At 57.0% G+C, this 17,232-nt stretch carries 14 protein-coding genes; 5 read left to right on the plus strand and 9 right to left on the minus strand.

All coding sequences use genetic code 11. The annotated features are described in order from the left end of the window. Nucleotides 1–4: 4 nt before the first annotated feature. Nucleotides 5–1,087, minus strand: a complete 1,083-nt coding sequence (locus tag PV433_RS26190) for a Gfo/Idh/MocA family oxidoreductase (RefSeq protein ID WP_332074981.1) — start codon at nucleotides 1,085–1,087, stop codon at nucleotides 5–7. Nucleotides 1,088–2,502: 1,415 nt separating this feature from the next. Here PV433_RS26190 and PV433_RS26195 point away from each other — a divergent pair. After that, nucleotides 2,503–2,685: a hypothetical protein gene (locus PV433_RS26195; RefSeq protein WP_332074982.1), complete on the plus strand. Its 183-nt coding sequence runs from the start codon at nucleotides 2,503–2,505 to the stop codon at nucleotides 2,683–2,685. Nucleotides 2,686–2,905: 220 nt separating this feature from the next. Here PV433_RS26195 and PV433_RS26200 read toward each other — a convergent pair whose 3' ends face one another. After that, entirely contained in the window at nucleotides 2,906–3,130 is a 225-nt protein-coding gene (locus PV433_RS26200) for a hypothetical protein (RefSeq protein WP_190930917.1), read from the minus strand. Nucleotides 3,131–3,315: 185 nt separating this feature from the next. On the opposite strand from PV433_RS26200, the gene PV433_RS26205 reads away from it, so the two are divergent. The 3 genes from PV433_RS26205 (at nucleotide 3,316) to PV433_RS26215 (ending at nucleotide 6,040) form a co-directional block, all read left to right on the plus strand. Beyond that, nucleotides 3,316–3,609, plus strand: coding sequence for a phasin family protein (locus PV433_RS26205; RefSeq protein ID WP_190930918.1), 294 nt, complete (start codon nucleotides 3,316–3,318; stop codon nucleotides 3,607–3,609). Nucleotides 3,610–3,802: 193 nt separating this feature from the next. After that, complete coding sequence (locus PV433_RS26210; RefSeq protein ID WP_332074983.1) at nucleotides 3,803–5,476, plus strand: ABC1 kinase family protein; 1,674 nt, start codon at nucleotides 3,803–3,805, stop codon at nucleotides 5,474–5,476. A gap of 111 nt (nucleotides 5,477–5,587) precedes the next feature. Next, nucleotides 5,588–6,040 (plus strand): YhcH/YjgK/YiaL family protein, encoded by a 453-nt coding sequence (locus PV433_RS26215; protein ID WP_332074984.1) that lies wholly within the window; start codon nucleotides 5,588–5,590, stop codon nucleotides 6,038–6,040. Between the two features lie 183 nt (nucleotides 6,041–6,223). On the opposite strand, the gene nagA is transcribed toward PV433_RS26215, so the two are convergent. The 7 genes from nagA to PV433_RS26250 form a co-directional block, all read right to left on the minus strand. Then, the gene (nagA, locus tag PV433_RS26220; protein ID WP_332074986.1) at nucleotides 6,224–7,378 is read right to left on the minus strand and encodes an N-acetylglucosamine-6-phosphate deacetylase; all 1,155 of its coding nucleotides are present in this window, start codon (nucleotides 7,376–7,378) and stop codon (nucleotides 6,224–6,226) included. Between the two features lie 118 nt (nucleotides 7,379–7,496). Then, entirely contained in the window at nucleotides 7,497–8,267 is a 771-nt protein-coding gene (locus PV433_RS26225; RefSeq protein ID WP_332074987.1) for an SDR family oxidoreductase, read from the minus strand. Nucleotides 8,268–8,552: 285 nt separating this feature from the next. Continuing rightward, a complete protein-coding gene (locus PV433_RS26230; RefSeq protein WP_332074988.1) occupies nucleotides 8,553–10,763 on the minus strand; it encodes a hypothetical protein in 2,211 nt (736 codons plus the stop codon). Next, entirely contained in the window at nucleotides 10,760–11,917 is a 1,158-nt protein-coding gene (locus PV433_RS26235) for a glycosyltransferase WbsX family protein (protein ID WP_332074989.1), read from the minus strand. Before PV433_RS26235 ends, PV433_RS26230 begins: the two co-directional genes overlap by 4 nt. A gap of 26 nt (nucleotides 11,918–11,943) precedes the next feature. Beyond that, entirely contained in the window at nucleotides 11,944–13,482 is a 1,539-nt protein-coding gene (locus PV433_RS26240; protein ID WP_332074990.1) for a discoidin domain-containing protein, read from the minus strand. Nucleotides 13,483–13,568: 86 nt separating this feature from the next. Next, nucleotides 13,569–14,645: a sialidase family protein gene (locus PV433_RS26245; protein ID WP_332074991.1), complete on the minus strand. Its 1,077-nt coding sequence runs from the start codon at nucleotides 14,643–14,645 to the stop codon at nucleotides 13,569–13,571. A 155-nt stretch (nucleotides 14,646–14,800) separates the two neighbouring features. Next, entirely contained in the window at nucleotides 14,801–16,135 is a 1,335-nt protein-coding gene (locus PV433_RS26250) for an ABC transporter substrate-binding protein (protein WP_332074992.1), read from the minus strand. A 191-nt stretch (nucleotides 16,136–16,326) separates the two neighbouring features. Between PV433_RS26250 and PV433_RS26255 the strand changes: the two genes are divergently transcribed. After that, nucleotides 16,327–17,226: an AraC family transcriptional regulator gene (locus tag PV433_RS26255; RefSeq protein ID WP_332074993.1), complete on the plus strand. Its 900-nt coding sequence runs from the start codon at nucleotides 16,327–16,329 to the stop codon at nucleotides 17,224–17,226. The last annotated feature ends 6 nt before the right edge of the window (nucleotides 17,227–17,232 follow it).

Genomic DNA, 17,232 nt, shown 5'->3' on the forward strand with positions numbered 1-17,232 from the left:
CCTCCTATAGATCGTGTAAGTCAGGACCGATCTCCGACAACGCGATTTCGCGTCCGTCCTGCTCGCGGCTTCGAATGCCGGCTATAATCATCTTCATCAGTTCGGCGGTTTCCGAGAAAGGGAACGGGCGTATTCCCGTCCGTAAGTAATCGATAAAGCTTTGCAACTGCGCCTTGAACGAATAAAACGTATCCTGAAACGGGACAAACGCATGCTCCGCCGTACCGCACAGCTGCAGCAGCCCGAACGATCCGTACATGTCGGCATGCGCCGCCACGACGATATCGGCTCCGCTGGCGTGCTTGATATGCACGACGTTCCGCTCCTTCGTACCGGTATTGCGCACCGAGACAAAGCCCGGGCCGAAGATCGGATAGATCGCCTCCAAGGCGTGAATGCCGTACCGTTCCCACGATTTTGGAGTCGTGATGGTCGCAAACCGGACTTTGCCCAGATTGTGCGTCGATTCCCGGTACGGTGCGAATTCCTTGCTGTAGCGCATACTGCTGGAGGACAAGACCGGCTTCCCCTGCCCGATCCAGCTTGCGAACGTACGCAAGTCCTGCTCGTTGTCCACAAGCGGCTTATCGACGAAGACGGGAATTCCCGCCTCGATGAACGGACGGCACCGCCCGGCGTGCTCATGCCCTTTGTCCGTAGCGACGATAACCGCATCCACCTCGCCGATGACGTCCTCCGGCCGGCTTGCCACGTTCGGAATAAGCGACGCTTTCGCTACACGTACCGCATCCTCCGGGTCGTCCGTCCAGATATGCGTCACTTGCGCTCCTTCGATCCGAAGCGAATGCTTCGGCTCTTTATCCAGATAAGCGGGGATTCCCGGAAAAGGACATCGCTTCATCTCCTCCGGATCGTACCCGTTAAAGATCGCGCTCCACGAATACGGGTGCCCATTGCCGTCGACCATCCCTAACATGGCAAGCCGTATGGGCGCTTGCCGGACGAGCGGCCGGCTGGCGTTCTTATCGATCTTATCCATTGTCGTCTTATCGATCGTTTCTCTTGAAGTTCTACCGATCGTTTCCCCTGACGTCCTATCGGTTTCAGTCCTATCCGCTTCTGTCATATCCGTTTCCTCTCCTGGATGAACAGTCTTTATCGTCTCTTATTGTGAGACTATGTATCCATTATAATCTGCAATTTCATTATATCCGACTTTGGAAGGGCTGTAAATCTTCATTTATGCCTCATTTCCTGACGGCTCCTCATCCATCAGACACATTCGCCGGATAACGCTGTCTTTTCGGTTTTTGCAGCAATGTCGCGATATTTCATATTTTCATTTTTATAAAAAGAAGTTCGCTCAAACTAATGTTATAACGTAACACAATGAGAGATTTAGTTGCACCCTTTTCAAAGAAAGTTCAACAGCGAAGCAAAGAAGCCAAAAGGAAGGCAGACCCAAGCAATGGCAGTCGGAGAGAGCGCTGCTCCCCCTGCTCGGTGCAGCCGGAGAGAGCTACTTACTCTGCACAGCCCAACCGCACGGCCGCTGCTTTGTATTCGGCGGTTGGAGCCGGGCGGGTCGCCCCTTGGCTGAATTCAGGCCGTTCGCTAATCCAATAGCGGGCCCAATAGTGGGCGTGCAACACAGTAGAGATGGGCTGTTCTCTAGGGTCCCGCGGGTCACATTCGCTTCGCCGAAAACGTAATGCATACGGGCTCTATGACAAAATAAAAGTCTTTCGACCTCTATTTTCACCAGATGGGGTCGATTGCGACGTATAGAGGTGGTTTGCACCCCTTATTTCAGCCAACGGGTCGCGTCCGTAGCCCTTTTCGCCGATCTTAGGAGCTCCAAACATCTCTTATTCCGGGTCCAAGCGGATTTTCGAACAAAATAAAAGCTGCAAACCGCTCTTATCTGCCTCTTATCCGCGCCTCTTATCCGCCTCTTATCCGCTCTTATCCGCTCTTATACGCTCTTAATACGCTGCTATCCTCTCCGCCTCTTTTCCGGCTCCCCTCTTGCCTCTAAGCAGGCAAGCAAGGCCGAGCTGCCCCGCCACGATGAACGGCCTTGCGGAACCTGTGTCCATTAAGAAAAGCCGTCCGGAAAAGCGTCCGGACGGTCCTTTGACGTGTAAAACACATACGTTTGTACGTTGGAAGGGGATGGGTACCTTCGCCCCAGCCGCTCGCCCTCAGTCGTGTTGTCTTCATGCGGCGGTATGGCTAACGAACCCAGCATTCGTTATTCGAGCTGAATGCGGACGTTTGAATTTGTAACGAACTCTTGTATGGTTATTCCCGCAGACCGAATCGTTTTTTCCACATTTCGGTTCAATAACGATCCCCCGATTCGTTACGTCTGGAAAAACGTCGTTTTTCAGCCATAAGCACGATCCGATTCGTTAGTCATCGGACCTGAGTATACGTTCACTACCGCCAAGGAAGGAAACCCCTCCCCTTCACTTTAGCATGGTAAAGAACCTAAACGTTCTGGCAGAGTAAGAAAAACCGTCCGGACGGTCCTTTGACGTGCAAACTCGGTCAAAGTCGAGCTGCCTGCCGGACGCTTTGCCGAATACGCTCAGCGAGAACGGCATCCCGTGGGCCGGAATGTCAGGAAGCGCCGCTATCCAGTCTGCCGCCGGAGGGACGACCCGCTTTGAGCTCGGCTCCGGTTCCCGCAGCTTCTCTTATATCCGCAATCCATCCTAACGACCTCCCCGGAAGGACGGGCTGCTTCGAAGCTTACAAGCTTGCTCCCCACCTTCCGGAGAATTTGTTTACCCGAAGGAAGCAGCTTCCCTCCCTTCCTTCTCCTTTCGGCAAAAAAAAGAATCCCGTCCAGGCACGGAACGACCGTCCGAGCCCTTGGCGGGATTTATCATTGTTAGTTATCCGCGTCCGCATACGGCAGCGGTATGGCTGCCAGGCGTCACAAGTGGAACAAGGAAGAGGTGGAAATCAAATAATACAGCATTCTGCCCAAGAAGAGCAGCAGGACGATGCCGATCATCGCTGCCGTCGGAGCGAGACAGACGAATAAAATCATCGAAGCGCCCGCTTCGCCCTTTAACGTATCTCTGAACACGATTTTCCATATGAAGTATAAAGCGACGAGCGTCATGCCCAATAAAATTTTGGCCGCCAAAGGCGTCATCGTAAAGCCTCCCTTCATTCCTATAGGGGATGTGTAAATTATACGATATTACTGGTTATTTTTGTATGCTTAATTTCATTTTTTTCTGACTGTTCCTTCGCACTTAGGACAAGGAAATAGTTTACAGCGATCAGGGGCATACTATCCGCATCTATCGACATTACAGCCAAAGGAGAAAGATCGTTATGAGAGAGATGCTGAACAAAGCCGTTTCCCTGGGGTTCGGCCTCGCAGCCGCAAGCAAGGAGCAGATCGAGAAGCTGGCCGAAGAATGGGTCAAAAAAGGCGAGCTGAGCCGGGCCGAATCGAAGGAATTCGTCGAGGAGTTGGTGAAGAAAGGCGAGGAAGCGCGGGATAAAGCCGACTCGATGATTCGGGACCGCGTCCAATCGATGCTCGGAGAAGACCGATATGCGACCAAGGAGGAGCTGGAACGGCTGGAACGCAGGCTTGACGCGCTGGAGCTTAAGCTGTCTTAAGACCGGGCGGCTTATCCGTAAAGTAATGGATATTAATCCACACAGCAAGCATCGGGCAATTCCGCGGCCGGATGAACCTGAGCAGCGCGGGCTGCTCGGTCAAGACCAACTCCGCAGCCGGACGAGCCCGGACGGAGCGGGCTGCTCCTGTGCGCCCTACGGCTCGTTTTAGTTTATCGGAAGGAGGGAACGCATGGACGTAGGGAAAAAGCTTAGGCATCTGCACCGGTACCAGGAAATCGCCAGGGCGTTCGTTCGCAACGGCTTCGGTTATGTGGCCAAAGAGCTGGGGCTGCCGGAAACGCTGCCGTATCTCCGCCGGAAGTCTCAGGAGCCGTCGCCCGGCAAAACGCTCTCGGAGCGAATCCGGCTGTTTCTCGAAGAGCTCGGGCCGACCTTCGTGAAGCTGGGGCAGATCGCCAGCACCCGTCCCGACCTGATTCCTCCCGAGCTGATCGTCGAGCTGGAACGGCTTCAGGACCGGGTCGCCCCGTTTCCGTTCGAGCAGGCGGCCCGTATTATCGAGGAAGAGCTCGGAGCCCCGCTCTCCCGGCTTTTTGCCGAATTCGAGGAAACCCCTATGGCCGCTGCATCGATCGGTCAAGTATACCGGGCTTTACTGCCGGACGGCGCCGCCGTAGCGGTCAAAGTGCAACGCCCCAATATCCGGACGGTCATCGAGACCGACCTCGACATTTTGACGGAGCTTGCCAAGCTGGCAGAGCACCGGATGGAGTGGGCCCGTTCTTACCGGCTCGCGGATATGATGGAGGAGATGGCCAAAGCTTTGCTGAAGGAGCTCGATTACGAAGCCGAGGCGCGCAATACGGAGAAATGTGCAGCGATATGCAGCAAGCTGCGTTATATCCGGATTCCCGGCGTGTACCGCAACCTTTCCTCCAAAAAAGTGCTGACGATGGAATTCGTCGACGGCATCAAGCTGTCCGACCAGCAGCGTCTGCTGGAAGCGGGCTGCGACCGGAAACTGCTTGCGGAGCGGTATGCGACGGCGATTCTGCATCAAGTACTGATCGACGGTTTCTTCCACGGCGATCCCCACCCGGGCAACGTATTGGCGCTGCCGGACGGCAAGCTGGCGCTCCTCGACTTCGGCATGGTCGGCAAGCTGTCCCCGGAGATGAAGCACCATTTCGCCTCGTTCGTCATCGCCCTGCGCAATCAGAGCACGAGCGGCGTCATTCGGGCGATTTTCCGGATGGGACTCGTGCCGGACGAGACCGACCTGCAGGAGCTGCGGGCCGATGTCGACGAGATGCGCGACAAATATTACAAAGTGCCGCTAAAGGAGGTCAGCATGGGCGAAGCCGTTAACGACTTGTTCGCCCTGGCGCTCCGGCACAATATCCGCATCCCGGCGGATTTGACGCTGCTCGGCAAAACGTTTCTGACGATGGAGGGCGTCGTCACCGCGCTAGACCCGTCGTTCAGCATCTTCGATGTCGCCGAGCCGTTCGGACGCCGCCTCCTGCTGGAGCGGTTCGATCCCCGCCGTGCAGCCTCCGCCTGGCTGCGCCACATTCCCGATTATGTGGACATGCTGAACGAGCTGCCGATGAGGCTGCGCGACCTGATGACGCTTGCGCGCAAGGGCAAGATCGGGCTTGAGGTTACCGCCCCCGACCTGGAATGGATGATGAAGAAGATGGACCGGATCGTCAACCGGATCTCGTTCAGCATCGTCCTGCTGTCGTTCTGCATCATCATGGTCGGTCTGATGATCGCTTTGTCGATGGGCAACCCGGACACGGTGCTGTGGAAAATTCCGGTCATCGAGATTGGCTTCGGCTTTGCCCTGATCATGTTCGGCTGGTTGTTCATCGCAATCTTCCGTTCCGGCCGGTTTTAGCCGAAACAACTTTACAACTCGGGCGGTTCCAACTACAATGAACTTCGACAACACGAAGCCTTTCATCAGGTACGGACAGATCAGCCGCATGATTGTAAAGGAGAGATTGCCATGATACTAGATTCAGTTGCCCGGCTCGGCTCGTACAAAGCGATCAGCCCCCGGTTCCAGCAAGCGATCGATTTTCTGAACGCCAACGATCTGCACACGCTGGAGCTCGGCAAATATGAGATCGACGGCCCGCACTTGTTCGCCATCGTACAGGAGTACGAGACGAAACGGAAGGAAGACAGCATCTGGGAAGCGCACCGCAAATACGCGGATATCCAGATCGTAGTCGAGGGCGAGGAACTGCTCGGACATGCCCCAATCGAGACGGCGGAAGAAACGACCGCTTACAAGGAAGATTCCGATTATGCGCTGTATTCGGCGAACGGCAATTACTTCAAGCTGGATGCCGGCTATTTCGCATATTTTGCGCCGCATGACGTCCATAGCCCTTGTGTAGCGGTCGATGAACCGAGCAAAGTCCGGAAAGTCGTCATCAAAGTGGCGATCGACTAATCTCCGTCTCCGCAGCCGTGAGCAGCCGGGTTCTCTCAAGCCCGGCTGCCCCGACCCAACGCGGACGCTCCCTACCTGATTGCAGGTACGCGGGCGTCCGCGTTTGTCGTTTTCTGAATTGCAAACCAGATCGTTTTCCCATCACGTGCATAAGCACCTCGGTTCCCCTGCCAGGAAGTCGAATTATTGCACAATCACGCCACGCAGCATCACCCGGTCGACCTCGATCGCTTCCGATACGATCACAAGATTGGCCAGCTTGCCTTTCTCCAGGCTTCCCATCTCGCGGTCCAGCTTCAGCACTTTGGCGGGATTCAGCGAAGCCATAATGAACGCATCCACCAAGCCCGCGCCGGTATGGCGCATCATATTCCGGACCGCCCGGTCCATCGTCAGCTTGCTGCCGGACAGGCCCACCCCTTCGATAAACCGGACGTCCTCGTATTCGCCGCCATCCGTTCCCGGCAGTCCGGCCTCGTCGATCGCATCGGTAATAATGATGACACGGTTCGTCCCCTTGGTCTTATGGATCAGTTTGCACATCAGCGGTCTCACATGAATGCCGTGCGCATCGGGAATGACTTCCGCGTAAATATCATCATGAACGAGCACCGCCTCGTCCACACCGACCTCCCGCGTCCCCTCGAAACGGGAGGGCGACGGCGTCGTGCCCGAAGCGTTCGTACAGTGGCAGCCGATCTGCAGCCCTTTGCGGACGAACGAGAAGATCGTCTCCGCATCGGCTTCGGAGTGGCCGACGGATAAGGCGATGCCGTACCGCGCGGCGGCGTCCGCAAACTCGGCTTGTCCCGGAAGCTCCGGAGCGAGCGTCCATACTTTGATCGTATCGCCCGCGATCGCCAGCAGCTCTCCGTATTCTTCGGGGTCTACCGGGCGGATCGGCGAAGTAATCGCCCCGTACTTCGGATTGATGAACGGGCCTTCCATATGAATACCGACGATCGCCGAGCTGTAGGGCCGTTCCCCGACCTGCATAATGTTGCGGACCCCCTGCGCCATCTCTTCACGGCTCTGGTTGTAAACCAGCGTCGGCAGAATGCCGGTCGTGCCGTGCTTCAGATGGGACAGCGCGAACAAATAAGGCTCTTCCCACGACCAAAAGCCGCCTCCCCCGTGGCAGTGAATGTCGATAAATCCAGGGCCGACATATTGATTGCCGGCATCGATCAGCGCCGCTCCCTCCGGTATGGTGACAGCTGCTCTCGGCCCGCAATCGGCGATCCGGCCGTTCTCGATCAGCACGACCCCATTGTCCACGATGGAACGGGGCGTAACCAGTCTGGCGTTGACTATGGCTTGAATGCGACTCTCGTTCATACAGCGAATTTCTCCTTTATTGGACGGTTTAAGTATGATCGTTTTTGGAGAGGCTCCTGACCTTTCAAAAGCCCCGAACGTGATCCTTATGTGAATAGACGCTGGATTCCTTGCCCGATTACCAGGCGGTCCAGCCGCCATCGACGACGATATTCGCTCCGGTCATGTAGCTCGACGCGTCGGAGGCGAGAAAGACGACCGGTCCGGCAATCTCTTCCGCCGTTCCGCCCCGGCCGAGCATCGTCTTCTTGGCGAGCCTCTCCAGAAAAGGCTCGTTTTGCTGGGTATGCGGATTCGGGAAAGGCCCGGGCGTCACGCTGTTGACGCGAATCCCTTTGCCGGCCAGATGCGCCGCACAGTAGCGGGTGAACTGAAGTACAGCCGCTTTCCCCGCCCCATAGTTGGCCGGATTGTTCGCGCCGCTGTCCCCGTAGATGGAAGGGTCCGGCGATACGACGCCGTACATGGAGGCAAAATTGATTATATTGCCGCGTCCCGCCTTCTCCATATAAGGGATCACCTCGCGCGTACAGCGGAACACCGTGCCGGCCGCTCCGTCCAGCCCCTTCCGCCAATCTTCGTCGCTCATCCGCTCCACGGTGCCGAGCGGCCCGTAACCCGCGCCGTAAGTCGCGCAATTGACCAGCACGTCGACCCGGCCGAATGCGGCGTCCGCTTCCCGGAACAGGCTACGAATCGAGTCGGTGTCTGACACGTCGCACGGGATGGCGTGCATCCGTTCATGCTCCAGCTCCCGCTTCTGCAGATCGGCCACAACTACCGTCGCTCCGAATTCCGCAAGCGCCCTTGCAACCGAACTTCCCAAATATCCGTTGCCACCCGTAACGACAGCTGTTTTGCCGTCTAATGCAAATAGTTTCTCGAACATTCGCTCCGCTCCTTTATTTTGTGAGCCGTACATCGGCCCTGAACAACCGTGCTCGATCCGCAATGTGATCAAAAAGTTTTTCCGGATGGGCTTTTGTCTCTCATTATGTTACATTGTATCAATAACTTCTTTAGAGTTTTATTATATCCCACATTAAATGGGCTGTAAATCTTCATTTTGCCCGTCCCGGAAGGGTTACTCCCTTATCTGATCCCCGCTTCCGAATGCAAAATCCCGTCATCGCGACTTATTGGATGACGGGATTTTTATCGTTAAACCTGCTTCTTACAGATTGCCTTCACTGACCCATGTCCCGGGCGTCCCAGTCGCGACACACCGCCAGCCTTTGGGCGAGCCCGCCGCAGGCGACAAGTTCGTCAGGCTGTCTCCGGTCCGCCAATACCCGGTCGCCGGCACATCCTCGGCGAAGCCCTGATACAAGCCGCCGACATACCGGCCTTGAATCGTCCCCGGGGCGGTCAGCGTCGTGCCGTTTGCGCTCGTATTTCCTGTCATGCAAATCTTCCCGAGCTGCGAAGCGGCCGCGGATTGAGGCCCGATCGCGACCGACGGCAGCGTGCTCCCGCCGAAATGATTGCCGCTGATCGTTACATTCGACAGCTCCGTGCCGCCGACGATGTTCCGGTGCACAATCGGAAGACCCACCGGCTCAAAGTCACAACCGACGATCGATACGTTGTCGCCGTTCGTGCCCAGATGGATGTTGGCCATCAACGTGCCGTCCTGCTTCTGCCCGCCGCTTTGAAACCGCGACCGGCTGATCCGGATCGCATCCGCGCGTGACCCGGACAATAAGAGATCGTATTTGCCGTTCCGCTCAAAATCAGCCTCGATAATCGCCCCGTTCACATCGGACAGCATCACGCCCTGCTCCCACTTGGAGAAGGAACCTTTAATCTTCAAGCCGGAGCAGATCACTTGTATAAAGGCTGCTGCCCCGGCGTTTTCCGCGACTTCGGACCGCTCGATCGGGACATGGTTCGTCCCGGTAGCGGAAAGCGGCATAGTCTTGGCGATCACAACCGACTTGCCGTTCGTCAGCCGGATTCGCTGGCCGCTCGGCACGGTAAACGCGGTGCTGACAGCCGACAGCGTGATCGATGCCGCCCCCGGGGCAAGCGCGGCTGCAACCGTTGCGGGGAGCGATCTGCCTGCCGCCGTCAAACCGGTTTTGCCACCCGATTGTGCGGCCGGCGTACCGGTCGTCCGGGCGTCGACCGTACAGTTCAGCGAACCGAAGATGCGGCTGCCTTCCGCGGTTGCTCCGGTGAAAGCGATCGCGCAATCTTTACAGTATTCGACGAGCGCCAAATATTCGTTCACCGCCTCGAACCCGGAGACAGTGACGTCTTCCACCGTGATCCCCGCCGAATAATACAGGAGGAACAACGGGCTTCCGCTGTAAGCTTTGCCCGGAGACAGCACGTACCTGACCCCGGAGATCCGGATATCCGATATCGAATCGAGCGTATATGTCGGAGCGGCCGGCGTCCGGATCGTAGCCGACGATCCTTGGATAAAGATCGGAGCGGAAGCTTTGTTGGCGGCCCGTACCGGCGGGTCCCCAATTTCGAGGTCGCGGATCACGATCCCGGTCTGTACTTTGTTTTTCTGGTCGTTCAGCGCAACCTGGGCGTAGACGTCTCCGGGCAGTATGCGGAGCGGACAGCTCCAGCCGTCGGAGACGACGTTTTCGACTGTAATATCGTATACAGCCGATAAAATAATGCCGTAATTGCCCGTCTTGCCGTCGCGAGGCAAGAACCGGATATTGCGGATCACTCCGTCATGAGGATGGCAGGAGTAGGTGACGAACTGGTTATGGGCGTCCGTGCCGCCTACGTCTCCGCCCCAATGCACGATAATTCCCGCGTCGAACGGCCCGTAGAAGCTAATATCCTCCAGTATAAAATCGCTGACATGGCCTAACACCTCGACCGCTTGCGCCACCCGGCCTGCATTGCCGCAGATCACCTTCACGCCCTGCACCCGGATACGGGAGTAAGTCTCCTCCGGGACCGCTTCATAATCGCCGATGCGAAATACGTTGCCGAAATTGCCGTCAGGCGGCGGCGCCGAATTCGTGACTTCGAAGGTGGCGTTATACAGCCGCACATTGGAGCGCAGCAGCAGCCCGTTGTCGCGCGCTCCCAGCTCGAACACGAGAGTGGCGCCGTCATCGAATGCCAGCGTGCAGTTTTCGACGACGAGGTTTTTCGCCTTCCAGCGGCCTTTCGGAATCCGGACGGCACCGGTCATGCTGCCCTTGGCATCATCGATCGCATTCTGAATGGCCGCGGATACATCCTGCGTTCCGCCCGGGACCGCACCATAATCCGTAATCACAATATCTGCCGCACCCGCGCCATATACGACGTTCCCATTTGTTCCCATCATTCCTCCTGCGGCGAAAGCCGCTCCCGCCATGCCGAGCGAAGACAGCATCGCTCTTCTCGTCATCCCTGCTTCGCTCATCGGGAATCGTTCCTTTCCGTCCGGAATACGTTCCGCACCGCTTCCAAATACGCCATCCCGTTCACCGTATCCGGCTCGAGATAGCTGCCCTCCGTCCATTCGTTCCAGGCGTTGATCGTCAGAATCGACTCTCCCGGCCCGTTCCGGTTCGCGAGAAATGCCTTCGCCTCCCGCAGCGCCCGCTCGAACCGTTCCGGCGTATTGTCCGCGAGCATCGCCATATACGGATAGCCAAGCGGGTCGAACCGGTCGGACTGGATCGTCCGCGGCGACGAATCCCAGCCCATCGTTACGTTCGGGTAATACGGCAGCCGGTATTGCCGGCTAAGCGTCTCCATCGTTGCTTTCGCTTTCTCGCGAATCTCATCGTAAGGCGTCTCCGGAAACTTTTCCAATTTGTGATGATGAATCCAGACGTAAGAAGCGACCGAGTCGAAGCCGAGCAGCTCGAGCATTTCATTCGCGTTCGTCACTTCTTTCTCGCCGGGCAAAATCTGCACGCCCCAGACGACGGCGTTCAGGTGCAGCTCGCCAAGCCCCGCCTCCCGCACCATGCCGCGGAACTGCTCCAGCGCCTCCCGCGTCTGCCCGATCGAGCCGAAACCGGCCACCAGACTCATCAGCTCGTAGATCGACATATACAGCTTGCCGTCCACCCTGAGGTACGACGGATGAGCGAAATACGTCCGGATCATGTGCTTGCACGCCTCGCGGAACGCCTTTCTCGATACCGCGCCGGGAGCGAGCGTCTTGTAGGGCCGGCTGCGTGTGGCCGGGTGGATGTCCAGCCAGTCGTGATTCGCCCACATGAGAGCGAACTGCATCCGGTCGTTATTCGGCGCGTTCAGAAAACCCCGCTCCAGCGCTCCTTGCAGGTAAGGTCCATCCTCGTACCAGTACCAATCGAAAATAAACGCATCGATTCCGTGGCTTGCGGCTGCATCGATTTTTTTGCCCATGACTAGCGGATCGGACTCGTCCTCATACCCCCAGAGCGGCACCTTCGGCTGGTTGTGGCCTTCAAACCGCGGGGTCGCCCGGCGGACCAGCTCCCATTCGGTCCAGCCTTCCCCATGCCACTTGGCGTTTCTCGGGTCGGGATGATAGTTCGGAAAGTAATAAGCCGCTACTTGGATATTGCTGCGTGGATTCATCGGATTCGTCCGCCTTTCTGCCGCTCTTAAGGAACGATCTCAAACAATTGGATTTCATTCAAGCCGGCCCAGCCCGACGAGGCGGTTACCGTCACTTTCACATGCCGGACCGTCAGGGGCGAATCGAAATAACGGTAGTCGACTTGGTTCATATTCGCGTTTGTATACGTCTGTACCGTAACCCAGTTGACGCCGTCCGCCGAAACGTTTACGTCCGCCGTCTCCACGTAACCCACCTTAAGCAGCACACCGAGAGCGACGATCGTATGGTTACCCTGCAGATCGATCTGGTACGTCGAAGGAGAACCGGCTGTGGCCGCCGCATTTTTGAAAGCGGCGCTGCCGTACGCGATGCTGCCGTCAAGCGCTCCTTTCGGGCCGGTAGCCGAATTGTTCGGGTCCAGGTATTGCATATCCGTCGTCACGGTAATCGCCGACGCCGCGTACAGCCCTGCGAGGTCCATCTTCGTGCCGAAATCGCCCTCCCAGTCGTTTAGCTTGGAATACGTGCCGCCAACCATCTGCTTCTGAGCGTCGTAATAGACGGTAAACAACGTTCCCCCGTCCAACAGTACGGTGGATGAATAGCCCATATCGGACGTTTGCCGATTCGCGTATAACAGCCGGCTTTCCGCGGTATTCCAAGGGTCGCTGATGTCGCCGATCTTCACCAGAACCGGGCGGCCTCCGGACGGATGCTGGAATTCGCTCCACGCCTGGAAGATGCGATCGGTTCCGGGAATGCGGAACAGCTCGGGAGCGTGGATTTTGGCGTCCAGCTTGACGGGAGTATCCCAGGTTACCCCGTAATCGTAAGAATTCACTTCATATCCCAAGTTATCCGGGGACGTTACCCGAATAAGCCCGCGGATATGTCCGTTCTCCAGCTCGGCGACAGACTGTTCCACCATATGAATGCCATACGAGTATCCCATGACGTTCTCCGTCGAAGAAAGCCATGTCGCTCCCTGATCGGCGCTCCGTACGACGGTGGATTGCTGATGGCCCGGTCCGGGAGAGGGGCCGTACAGCGGGATTAACAGATCGCCGTTCGACAGCTCGATGATTTTGGACGATGTGGCCGCCCACGGCATATTCGTACCGACGGTGACCGGGCTGCCCCATGTCGTTCCGTGGTCCGTACTCCGGATTACCCGGACGTCGATCGCACCCCCGCTGTACGTAAACCACGATACGAGCAGCGTTCCGTCCGACAAAGCGGTTATCGACGGGTCCCGATCGTCGTAGGCCGTATCGATGATGGTGCCCGCCGTTCCCCAGGTAGCTCCGTCGTCCGTGCTGCGCTTCATCCTGATTTGGCCGTTGCCGCCGGCATGACTCTCGGACCAATAATAAACGACGAGCAAATCGCCGTTCCCCGCCTTGACGATATCGGGGAAATACGGCTTATAGCTGCCTGACGCCCCCGCAACGACCACGTCGGGGATTGTCGTATGCCGCACCTCCGCGAACGCCTTGCCGGCGGGAAAGAACAGTAAAGCAAACAACCATAACGAAACCACAAAAGCGGCGAACGATGTCCGGTGATGAAAGGGTAGTTTCATTTCCGATTCCTCCCGTTTCTTTTCGTTTCCTCTTCGTTTCTTTCCCCACTCTTTCCCGTCGCCGTCTTCCCGCGGACAGGGCCGGACTAATCGACCTCGCAGATCGTGCCCGCGATGTACCGGTGCCGCTCCCCCGGCACCGAATAGTAGTACATGACGAGCACCCGCCCGTCTTCGAGCTGAACGGCGCTTGTGTACCCGATATCCGAGCCGTGTCCGTCCTCGCGCAGCACAACCTCCTCCGCCGTGTCCAGATCGCCGCATTCCGGATTCAGAAGTACGGCGCGAATGCCGAAGGGCCGGAAGCGGTAGCCGTACGACATCAGCACCCGGCCGTCGGCAAGAGGAAGTACGTGGAACGGACTCGGCGAATAAATCGGACGGCGGACCGGATGGCTCCAGGTCCGTCCTCCGTCAGCCGATTCGCTCGTCACGAGCGGGTAAGCCGCTTGGCCGTCTCCCGGTTCCGGCTTGCTCTTATGGCAGCGGCTGAACAGCACCAGCTTGCCCGCAGGCGTCCGGTACAAGTTCGGCTCGAAGAAACCGTAGCCTTCCTCAGGGAAGATCTCCGCGTGGACCGACCATGTAGCGCCCCGGTCGTCCGTCCGGCCGACGACAACGCGCCAGACGCCGTCCGCCGGGCCGTAGAACGGAGCCAATACGGCTCCATCCTCCGTCTCGACGCAGTTGCCCCGGATATAGACGCCGGGTATCGCCACGTCTGTCGGACGATCCCACGTCTGTCCGCCGTCCGCGGAACGTACCGTATAGGCTCCCGCCGGTTTGGCCATCCACTTGTCAAACACCCGGTGCGTATAGTCGGAACGGTCCTTCACCTCTTCCCGGTCCGCCACCTTCCACATGAATAACGTGGCGAATACGGTGCCGTCGCCAAGAACGTTCAGGCACGGGTCCTGCACCCCGCAGAAAAAATCGTCGTACAGGACGGAAGATCTCTCGTCCCAGACGATGCCGCCCCGGGAAGTGACGATTGCGGCTTTGGATGACGGATCGATATGCTCGAGCCCGTACGTGCCGAGCCGGTCGGGAGCCTGCCGAAAGGCGGCGACATATTGCCCTTTCTGGTTTCGGACGACACTCGGGAACGTGTTGTACTGCTCGTCGTTGTACACGATAATATTCCGGACAGGTTTGATCGACAATTGACATGCTCCTCTCGTGCTTGCTCTGCAACTCCGCGGCGGCGGTGCTCCTTGCTACTCTCTTGCTCTTGCCCTTGCTCATACCAGGTTTCATCCGCTCTATCCCGCAGCATGAAACCGTAAGCTAGCCGGATCGCGAGTTACTGGGTTTACTTTTACTTCGCCTTCTCCGCCTTGATCGCCGCATTCGTCCGTTCAGCCGCCTCGCGCAGCGCGGTATTGATATCTTTTTTCTGCAATACGTTGGCTTCCAGTACCGCCTGCAGCTGGTTGCGGGACAAGTTGTTGAACTTCGTAAACGCCGAAGCTTTCGCATATTTCGCGGGCAGCATCGCCTTAATATTTTTCCCTTTGTACATGGCCGTGTCCTGTCCGAACGAATTGCGCAGCAGGTCGCTTGCGAGCGCTGTCGGGAATTGACCCTGCTTCACCATCGGCAGCTGGTATTCCTCCGAGGCGAGATAAGCGATCACCTCGAACGTGGCGTCCTTATGCTTGTTCGTGGTCGTGATATAGAAGGAGATCGGATAAGGCTGCGGACCGGTGCCAGGCAGCTCCTTAAACTCTGGGAACGCCGCCATATCCCAATTCATCCCTTCCAGCTCGGCACCTGTCAGAAGCGTACTGACCGGCATCCACATGGCCAGTGACTTCTCCTTCGTAAACAAAACGCGCTGATGAGCCGCTCCCATCTTCTGCGCGTTCGGCTCTACGCCGTCCAGCTCGTAAAACCGGGAGATGTTCGCCACCATCTTGTTCCATCTTTCATCCGCGAACGAAGTTTCCTCCTTCGCCGGATCGACGAGATCGAGCGAAAACTGGTTGCGCACCATCAGATGCTGGAAGGAGACCATGAATCCGTAATACGGCTGCGCCCCGTCCTTCCGGGTCAGTTTTTTCGCCAGCTCGTACAAATCGTCCCATGTCATGTTGTCCTTCGGATACGGCACGCCGAATTTATCGAACAGATCTTTGTTGTAGTATATCGGCGACGGGGACATCAAGGTAGGAAGCGCATACATGCCGCCTTTGGACGTTTCCTTCATCATGTCTACGGACACCGGATCGATCTTTTTCAGGTCGTATTTGTATTTCTCGATCAGCGGCGTAATGTCGGTTTGCATGCTGTATTTGTTGACTACGTCGTTAAACATGCCGCTGGAAGCGAAGATGACATCGGGCGGCTGGCCCGCCGAGATTAAATCCTGGACTTGCGTCAGCTTCGTAAACGGCGAGAACTTCGGCGTAATATGCGGAAACTTTTTCTTGATCGGCTCGCCGATTTCCTTCATAAACCGTTCTTCAGTATAATCCGATACCCCGTCGTAAAAGACGAGCTCGATCGGCTCCTTGTTTACCGCCGTTTCCTGCTTCGTTTCGGGTTTAACCTCTCCGGCTTGCCCGCCCTGCTTGCCTCCGTCCGAGCATGCCGCCCCAAGCAGCAGCAATCCGGACAAAGGAATCAGCACATACTTGTTTCGTTTATTCATCGACCTCTCCCTTTCATTTGTGCAGAGTGTGGTGTTCGACGTACATTCCATTATTTTGCTGTCGCTACGCCTATATTTCCGTATACATTCGGAACCGCTTTCAATTCACTGAATCTATATTGCCATATTGCCGATATCCGTTACAATGAGGGATAATAGAACTCTGAATTTTTCGGAAAAGGTGAACGATATTGCGCTTCCCTCATGAATCGCTGACTCCACGGTCGTTTTATACCCGCTATTTGACCCCGATGTCCGACAGCCTCCGCCTGCTCGCCATCGGCTGGGAATACGTCAACTCCTCCTCGTACCGGTGGGACGGCTTGAAGCGGCAGGCCGAAGACGGGGCCATCTTCCAATTTACGTTGTCCGGGCAAGGAATTATCCGGTACCGGAACCGGGAATACTTCGTGCCGAAAGATTGCGGGTTTTTGTGTACCGTGCCGGGCGATCATATCTATTATTTCGACGAAAACGACGGAGATTGGGAGTTTATGTTTATCGCCGTACAAGGAGGAGATGCGCTCCGGCACTGGAATTCGCTTATTCAGTGGTTCGGCCCCGTCATCTCGTTCCAGGACCAGCCGGAGCCGCTTCTATGCATCAGCAGACTGTACTCCCTTGTCTACAATAACGACCAGCAGTTCGACAAGTTCGCCATCTCCGCCGAGCTGTACCGGTTCGTGATGGAGATGCAGCGGATGGCCGAAGGGCGCCATATCGTACTGCCGGGGCATACGCCTGAACCGATCCGGCGGGCGATCCAGCTGATGCAGTCCCAATACGCCCTGCCGCTGTCGCTGGATGAGCTGGCCTCTTGCGCAGGGATGTCCCGATACCATTTCAGCCGGACGTTTCATGCGAAAACCGGGCTGCAGCCGATGGTGTATTTGCGCAAAATCCGCATCGAGAAAGCTTCGGCGCTGCTTACCCAAACCGGCAAAACGGTGGAGGCGATCGCCCGCGAAACCGGCTTCGAGAGCAGCAATTACTTCATCCGCATCTTCAAACAGTTGGTCGGGATGACGCCTAACGAGTACCGCCAAAGCTGCAGCTCTTTATCGACGCACTCGCTGCGGATCGAGAAGTGAGCGGGT

It is taken from the genome of Paenibacillus sp. GYB004 (genome assembly GCF_036577605.1).
GTDB classification, from domain to species: domain Bacteria; phylum Bacillota; class Bacilli; order Paenibacillales; family NBRC-103111; genus Paenibacillus_AB; species Paenibacillus_AB oceani.

Excerpts from the sequence above, each read along its gene's own strand:
- PV433_RS26190 (WP_332074981.1), bottom strand. The coding sequence starts at position 1,087 with ATGACAGAAGCGGATAGGACTGAAACCGATAGGACGTCAGGGGAAACG.
- PV433_RS26200 (WP_190930917.1), bottom strand. The coding sequence starts at position 3,130 with ATGACGCCTTTGGCGGCCAAAATTTTATTGGGCATGACGCTCGTCGCT.
- PV433_RS26205 (WP_190930918.1), top strand. The coding sequence starts at position 3,316 with ATGAGAGAGATGCTGAACAAAGCCGTTTCCCTGGGGTTCGGCCTCGCA.
- PV433_RS26210 (WP_332074983.1), top strand. The coding sequence starts at position 3,803 with ATGGACGTAGGGAAAAAGCTTAGGCATCTGCACCGGTACCAGGAAATC.
- PV433_RS26215 (WP_332074984.1), top strand. The coding sequence starts at position 5,588 with ATGATACTAGATTCAGTTGCCCGGCTCGGCTCGTACAAAGCGATCAGC.
- nagA (WP_332074986.1), bottom strand. The coding sequence starts at position 7,378 with ATGAACGAGAGTCGCATTCAAGCCATAGTCAACGCCAGACTGGTTACG.
- PV433_RS26225 (WP_332074987.1), bottom strand. The coding sequence starts at position 8,267 with ATGTTCGAGAAACTATTTGCATTAGACGGCAAAACAGCTGTCGTTACG.
- PV433_RS26230 (WP_332074988.1), bottom strand. The coding sequence starts at position 10,763 with ATGAGCGAAGCAGGGATGACGAGAAGAGCGATGCTGTCTTCGCTCGGC.
- PV433_RS26235 (WP_332074989.1), bottom strand. The coding sequence starts at position 11,917 with ATGAATCCACGCAGCAATATCCAAGTAGCGGCTTATTACTTTCCGAAC.
- PV433_RS26240 (WP_332074990.1), bottom strand. The coding sequence starts at position 13,482 with ATGAAACTACCCTTTCATCACCGGACATCGTTCGCCGCTTTTGTGGTT.
- PV433_RS26250 (WP_332074992.1), bottom strand. The coding sequence starts at position 16,135 with ATGAATAAACGAAACAAGTATGTGCTGATTCCTTTGTCCGGATTGCTG.